Below are 7,034 nucleotides of genomic sequence, written 5' to 3' on the forward strand. Positions count from 1 at the left end.
AATCTGCTGTCGACCTACGTGGATTGGCAAGAGCCCCACCTGTTCTACGGCGACCCCTTGTTCTGGTTCGACCATTGCAAGCGCAACTACTCGCGCCAGGTGGCGCTGCTGCACGACTATCCGCTGTATGAGTGGACAATCCTTGTCCGCAAGTAAGCACGCTCCCCCTTTGCTCCACGGACCCCGGTCCACAAACGCCCCATGGACATCATCGATACCTACAAGCGCGACGGGTTCGTTTGCCTTCCCAATGCCGTCGACCCGGCGGAGGTCAACGCCATCCGCCAGGAAGCCCAGGCCGTGTTTCGGCAAATGTTCCGCAAGAACCGCATCGAGGAACAGGGCGACGGCGAGCAGGGGTTCGCAGACGCACTCTATGCGCTGTTCAACGCCAACTACCAGGACTTCATCGGCGCCGCGCGCGCGGCGCAGCACATCCTTGGCATGCACCGCTTCGTCGTATCCGAGCGGATCACCCAGCTGCTGCAGCGCCTGGGTCTGACCATGCCCATCGTGTGCGTGAAGCCCATCATCTACTTCAACTCGCGTCACTTGGCCAAGATCGAAGGGCACTACAAAACGCCGTCTCATCAGGACTGGCGCAGCATGCAGGGCAGCCTCAATTCGGTGGTGATCTGGGTACCACTCGTCGACATCGACGTGAGCCTGGGCGCCATCGAATTCATCCCCGGCAGCCACCTGCAGGGCCTGGCCCCCACCGAGAAAGACACCTGGTATCGGCACATCCCCAACACGGTCGCGCCAGCCGAGGCCTTCGTTCCGGTCGAAGTCAAGGCCGGCGATCTCGTGGTGTTCTCGGCTTTCGCCGTGCACCGCTCGGGCAACAACGTGACGCAGGCCATCCGATGGTCGATCCACGTGCGATACAACGACGCCGCTGAGTCGACCTTCATCGATCGTGGCATGCCTCACCCCTACGCCGTCTACCGCCCCGAGCAGGAACTGGTCACGCCGGACTTTCCGACGCCGGAGCAGCTCAAGGCAGCCTTCGCATGATCACCGACCTGCGCGCCATTCCTCCCGGGCCGATCGCGCTCTACGGCTTTGGTGCTGTCGGCCGGTTCGTGTTCGACACCCTGAAGCGCGAGCGGCCCGACCTCCCCGTCATCTGCATCATCGATGACGGAAAGACCGGCGGCATGCACGAGGGCATCACCATCTGCTCGGCCGAGCAAGCGCTCGAGCGGCAGCACAGCTTCAGCCGCATCCTCGTGGCCGGGCTGGCCTGGCGAGCGATGTCCCAACGGCTTGACGCCCTGGGCCTGCGAGCCCACGACCCCGTCGACCTCCTGCGCGGCCCCGCCTTGACGCAGGACATGGAAGTTTCCCTGCCGACCGGGTCGATGCGCCTGGCCACGCCGAACAGGCTGTCGGCCATCGTCGCCGAGCGCTTCTTCGACATCGAGCCAGACACCATTGCCTGGATGGATGCCTTTCCCGCAGGCGCCTGCTTCTACGACGTGGGCGCATCAAACGGCCTGTTCGCCCTGTATGCAGCCATCGCGCGCGCCAGCACGGTGGTGGCCTTCGAGCCGGACGCGCTCAACTTTGGCCTTATGAGCAAGAACCGCGTGCTGAACCAGGATCGGATTCAACGCCCCTTCACCGCTTTGCAGTTGGCTCTGTCCGACCGGCCCGCACTGATCGAACTGGTCTCGCCGGATCTGCCCTACGAGGGCGCACATGGAAAGTTCAGTGGTGCCGATCAACGCGCTGGCCTGGTGGAACGCGGTGTGATGTACGCGCAGCCCTGCCTGGCCGACGCCCTCGACTCGCTAATCGAGCGCTATGGCCTGCCCCGCCCTGACTACCTCAAGGTGGACGTGGACGGCGCCGAGTTTGCTGTGCTCGAGGGCGCTCAGGGACTCCTGCAATCGGGCGGACTGCGCCAGGTGCTGATCGAAACCGAGGACGCGCTCGAGCCACGCTTGAGCGCCCACATGCGTCGCTTCGGCTATCGCCAACTGGCCGTTCACCGCATTCACGAAATGGTGGGTGGGCAGGTTCAGGGGGTGTCGAATTACCTGTACGGCCGCTCCTGACAGGAAGGAAGGCGCAAGCGCCATGCAATGGACCAAGCAAGGGCTGATCTACCGGCCCGATTCCACACTGCCCTGGCAGGCCAGCCATGCGGCGCTGCCCACGCGTTTACCGCTCGGCGGTAGCCGGTATCGCATCTTTTTCAGTTCGCGCGATGAGAACAACCGCGCCCATGTGGGCCACTTCGACATCGACCTGGCGACCGGAGTGACGTCGAACCCCGCGCGCGAACCGGTGCTGGTGCCTGGCGATTGGGGGCACTTCGACGACCACGGTGTACAGGCCTGCAGTATCGCGCGCGCCGACAACGGCGACCTCTACCTTTACTACCTGGGCTGGAACACCGGCAAGAAAGATCCGTTGTTTTATGCTGCCATCGGCCTGGCCATCAGCCGGGATGGTGGACAGACGTTCAGCAAACACTCCCCCGCGCCCATCCTGCAACGCAGCCGTTTCGACCCCTGGATGGTGTCTGGTGGCACCGTCATCCGCCAAGGCCCCGAGTGGTTGATGTACTACCTCTCCGGCTTCAAGTTCGAGTTCACCGCGGGCGGGGCTATCTCCTGGTACGACATCAAGATCGCCCGCTCGCGAGACGGCATCGAGTGGACACGCTCGGGTGAAGTGGCGTTGCCGCTGCAAGACGACGAGACGAACATCTCGCGCATGACCATCGACGAGCACCACGGCCGCTACCGTGCGTGGTTCCCCGTCAAACGACGCGATGTCGGCTACCGATGCGGCTACGCGGAAAGCCTGGACGGGGTGACCTGGACGCGCCAAGCGGACCACTGCCTGCCAGTGAGCGAGAGCGGATGGGACAGCGAAGCGATCGACAAGATGGAGGTGATCCGTCACGGCGATCGGCTCTACATGCTCTACAACGGCAACCGATTCGGCCGCGACGGTATCGGCCTGGCGTATTCCGATGGCTGAGTTCATCCACTTCCGCGACATTGATCCCGCGCGAGCGAGCAGTTGGACTGGCAAGCGCGTGCTGTCTATCGACATCGACTGGGCGCACGACGCCGTGCTCGAAGACACCATCGACCTGATAGAGCGGGCGGCCATCAAGGCGTGCTTTTTCGTCACGCACGACACACCCTTGCTGGCGCGTCTGCGGGCCAATCCCCTGTTCGAGTTGGGGCTGCATCCCAACTTCGACCCCTTGCTCAGTGGCGAGGCACTGCGCTCGGCCCGCGACATCGTGATGGACCTGGCACGCGTAGTGCCCGAGGCCAAGGTGCTGCGCAGCCACGCCATGACCACCTCCGGGCGCTGGCTGGAGCTCTACCGAGAAGCTGGCGTCACGCACCTGAGCAACTACCTCATGTTCGGCGATGCGAACATCCACCCCTTTCGCCAGCTCAATGGCCTGGTGGAAGCGCCGGTGCATTTCGCGGACGATGGCCTTCTGTTCCAGCGCGCCATGTCAGCGGTGAGCTTCCATCTGGACACCGAGCTTCTCGCAAGCGGTGGTGGACTGCGTGTCTACAACTTCCACCCCATTCATCTGTTCCTGAACGCTGAGAGCCTTGATCGCTACGGCGCGTCCCGCCCGCACGCCGGCGACCCGAATGCCTTGCGGCGACTGCGGTTCGACGGCGATGGCGCGCGCACCTGGCTGTCCTCCCTGCTTCGTTGATCCCTGCCCCGCCCATGCCCATTCCACCCGCGCGCGCGAAAAAGTATGCGCAGCAGCTCGTACAGAAATACGACATCGACTGCCGTGGCCTCACCATCCTGACCGAAGCGGCCTCAGGCACGTACCTGTTCAACCCCATGATGGCGTTGCTCGGCGGCGCCGAACGCGTGATCGCCTATTGCCGCAACAGCCGGTACGCCAGCACGCAGGAAGTCGAAGCCTCCATGCGGGCGGTCTATGCCGCGGCAGGGCTCGATGAACGCTGGGAGTTCCGCACCAGCCTATCGGACCACGACATCGCCGCCGCCGACATCGTCACCAACAGCGGGCACCTGCGCCCCTTCGACGCGGCGTTCCTGAACCGCATGAAGCCCACCGCCGTGCTGCCCCTGATGTGGGAGCCATGGGAGCTACGTCCCGGCGAGATCGACCTCGATGTCGCGCGGCAGCGCGGCATCCTCATCATGGGCACCAACGAACACGAGGCACCCTGTGATCTGCGGCCTTACAGCTTTCTCACCGCCATGCACCTCGCCATGAGCCACAAGGCCTCGGTAGCGGATGACCGCATCCTCGTCATAGGCGATCAGTACACGCTGGCACAACCCATGGAAGACGGCTTCCAGCGCCTCGGGATCGCGTGCCGGCGCATCGCGCCCACTTGCTCACCGGCCGAGGCCGCGCAAGCCGCGCAGTGGGCCACCTACATCATCGTTGCCGAACACGCGGACCACCGGCTTCTGGTGGGACCCTCAGGCCTGATCGATACGCAGCAACTCGTTGCCGCCAACACCACGGGCGTTGGCGTGGTGTCCGGCCGCGTGGACCGCGACCACCTGGAGGCCCACGGCATCTCGGTCTACCCGGAACGCATGGCTCCCCCCGGTTTCATGTCGTACATGCCATCCGAGTTGGGGCCCTATTCGGTAATGGACTTGTTCGCCGCCGGCGTGAAGGTGGGCCAGGTGATGGCGCGGGCCCGTTTGGGAGGCATGAGCCTCGCCGAAGCGGCCCAACATGCGCTGAAGCACAGCCCGGCAATGGATCTGGAAGGAGACATGGCATGGACCTGAGCGACGAGGAAAAGCGGCTGCTCGACACGCTGCGCTCGCTGCACGGCAAACTGCGCGATCACACACACGCCACCTACCAGCGCATCAACCCCTTCTACGAAGACCTCTTCGAGTGGAAGGAGCGCGGCAAGTATTGGAGCGGCGAAGACGGTGTGACCATCTACAACTCCACGACGCTGGCGGGCAAAGTCGACATCGGAGCCCACACCTGGATCGGACCCTTCTGCTCCATCGATGGCACGGCGGGCATCCGCATCGGCCGGCACTGTTCCATCTCGGTCGGCACGCAGATCCTCACGCACGACTCGGTGCGCTGGTGCCTGTCGGGCGGCGTGGAGCCCTATGACTACGCCCCCGTGTCGATCGGCGATCACTGCTTCATCGGCTCGCACGCCGTGATTCTGAAAGGCGTGACGATCGGCAATGCCTGCGTGGTTGGGGCCGGAGCGGTCGTGACTTCCGACGTGCCCAGCAACACCATCGTGGCTGGGGTGCCAGCACGCCGCATCGGGCGCACGATCACCCGCGAAGGTGAGCGCGTGCAGTTGGTCATGGACGACGACGTCCCCCCGCGAGACGACGCACGATCGGAGAGCACACAGCGATGAGCCGTTCTCCGTCCACGCACCAGCGCGCTCCGCGCATCTTCCTGGGGTTGACCGAGGTATCCGGCTACTACGCCCAATTGCGCAAAGGATTTACAGAACTGGGTATCGAGTGCGTGCACATCCCCATCCAGGCCCACCGGTTCGCCTACGACGAAGCGCAGGACATGGGTTGGCCGGCACGCCTGGCGCGTTTCTTCGTCAAGCGGCGCGTAGCGGTGCCCGAAGCGGCGCACTGGCGGCGCCGGGCCTGGCTGGTGCCAGTGACGCTCACACGGGTGATCCTGTTCGTGTGGGCGGTGCGGCGTTTTGATGTCTTCATCATGGGCGGCGGCTCCAGTTTTTTCAGGTTCTGGGACCTGCCTGTGCTGCGCTGGCTGGGACGCCGGGTCATCTATGTGCTGCATGGCACCGACGCGCGCCCCGCCTACCTCGACGGATCGTTCTACCAGGAGCGACACGCCGCCACGCGGCAGAACGACCTCGACCCGCCGCCGCTCGACGACGAGCTCATCGATGCCTATGTGTCCGCGACCGCGGTTCGCCACCGCGACGTGCGATGGATCGAACGCCATGCGCACACCGTGGTTTGTGGCCCCGGGTTCGCTCAACTGCTGGACAAGCCATTCGTCAACTTTGCGGCTGTGGGCATTCCGTTCTCGCCCCCGGACACACACTTGCCCGAGCCACGCACGCCCGACGGCCGTGTGCGCATCCTGCACGCGACCTCCGACATGGTCGGCCGCGGCACCCGCATCACGCGCCGCCTTATCGAAGAGCTGATCGAACGGGGCCTGCCCATCGACTTCATCGTCATGACTGGGCAACCGCACCTGCGCGTACTGGAGGAACTTCAGGCCTGCGACTTCGTGGTGGACGGGCAGTGGGCGGACACCCCCATGGCCGGCTTTGCGACGGAATCGGCCCGCTTCGGCAAGCCGGTGGTCATGGGGGGCTACTACGCGGCCAATGTGCGCCGTGACATGCCCCCCGAAACCATTCCGCCGACCTGCTTCACCACGCCCGACCAGATGCAGGCCACGATCGAAAGGCTGGTGGTGGATGCGGAGTACCGGCGCCAGGTGGGCGAGGAGATGCGCCGCTTCGTGCTTGAGGCCTGGACGCCGAGAAGCGTGGCGGCGAAGTACCTGCAACTGCTGGAAGGCCGTGCGCCCGGGTCGTGGTGGAACGACCCACATCGCAACCTCTATCACTTGGGTGGCGGCCTGTCCGGTGACCGCATCCGCGCCATCGTGCGGGCGATCGTGGCCCGTCACGGTGAACAGGCCCTGTTGCTCGAGCACAACCCGACGCTGCGCGACATGCTGATGACGTTCGTGCGCGAGACGCGGAACTGAACGGACCACGATGGGCCTGCAGCGACTCGGCCGGGACACCCTCCTCTACGGCCTCTCGACCCTGCTTGTCCGGGGGCTCCAGATCTTTCTGATCCCTGTGTACTCGCGGGCGCTGGGCTCGGGCGAGTACGGGGTCGTGGAAACCGTCGCGATCGCGGGCGCGCTGGTGAACCTGACGATCGCGCTCGAGATATCGCAAGGCATGGCGCGCTACATCGCCGACGCGCCCGATGAGTCCGCCCGGCGCGCACTGGCCAGCACGGCGGTCGCTTTTGCCGCGTTGGCCTATGCC

General features: G+C 64.8%; 7 protein-coding genes and 1 pseudogene. All 8 read left to right on the top strand.

Going from position 1 to position 7,034, the window contains the following annotated elements; genetic code table 11:
- The first annotated feature begins 201 nt into the window (after positions 1 to 201).
- A complete protein-coding gene (locus VGE27_RS14975) occupies positions 202 to 1,017 on the top strand; it encodes a phytanoyl-CoA dioxygenase family protein (RefSeq protein WP_331050478.1) in 816 nt (271 codons plus the stop codon).
- Entirely contained in the window at positions 1,014 to 2,063 is a 1,050-nt protein-coding gene (locus VGE27_RS14980) for an FkbM family methyltransferase (RefSeq protein ID WP_331050479.1), read from the top strand. Before VGE27_RS14975 ends, VGE27_RS14980 begins: the two co-directional genes overlap by 4 nt.
- A gap of 22 nt (positions 2,064 to 2,085) precedes the next feature.
- Positions 2,086 to 2,997, top strand: a complete 912-nt coding sequence (locus tag VGE27_RS14985; RefSeq protein ID WP_070400231.1) for a hypothetical protein — start codon at positions 2,086 to 2,088, stop codon at positions 2,995 to 2,997.
- Positions 2,990 to 3,706, top strand: a complete 717-nt coding sequence (locus VGE27_RS14990; protein WP_070400230.1) for a hypothetical protein — start codon at positions 2,990 to 2,992, stop codon at positions 3,704 to 3,706. Before VGE27_RS14985 ends, VGE27_RS14990 begins: the two co-directional genes overlap by 8 nt.
- A gap of 14 nt (positions 3,707 to 3,720) precedes the next feature.
- On the top strand, positions 3,721 to 4,779 hold the full coding sequence (locus VGE27_RS14995; RefSeq protein ID WP_070400229.1) for a hypothetical protein: 1,059 nt from the start codon (positions 3,721 to 3,723) through the stop codon (positions 4,777 to 4,779).
- Positions 4,770 to 5,387, top strand: a complete 618-nt coding sequence (locus tag VGE27_RS15000) for an acyltransferase (protein ID WP_070400228.1) — start codon at positions 4,770 to 4,772, stop codon at positions 5,385 to 5,387. Before VGE27_RS14995 ends, VGE27_RS15000 begins: the two co-directional genes overlap by 10 nt.
- Positions 5,384 to 6,742 (top strand): hypothetical protein, encoded by a 1,359-nt coding sequence (locus VGE27_RS15005; RefSeq protein WP_331050480.1) that lies wholly within the window; start codon positions 5,384 to 5,386, stop codon positions 6,740 to 6,742. Before VGE27_RS15000 ends, VGE27_RS15005 begins: the two co-directional genes overlap by 4 nt.
- Before the next feature lie 10 nt (positions 6,743 to 6,752).
- Positions 6,753 to 7,034 (top strand): annotated as a pseudogene (locus VGE27_RS15010) (hypothetical protein); the annotation flags it as partial.

It is taken from the genome of Gemmatimonas sp. (assembly GCF_036405635.1).
GTDB lineage: Bacteria > Gemmatimonadota > Gemmatimonadetes > Gemmatimonadales > Gemmatimonadaceae > Gemmatimonas.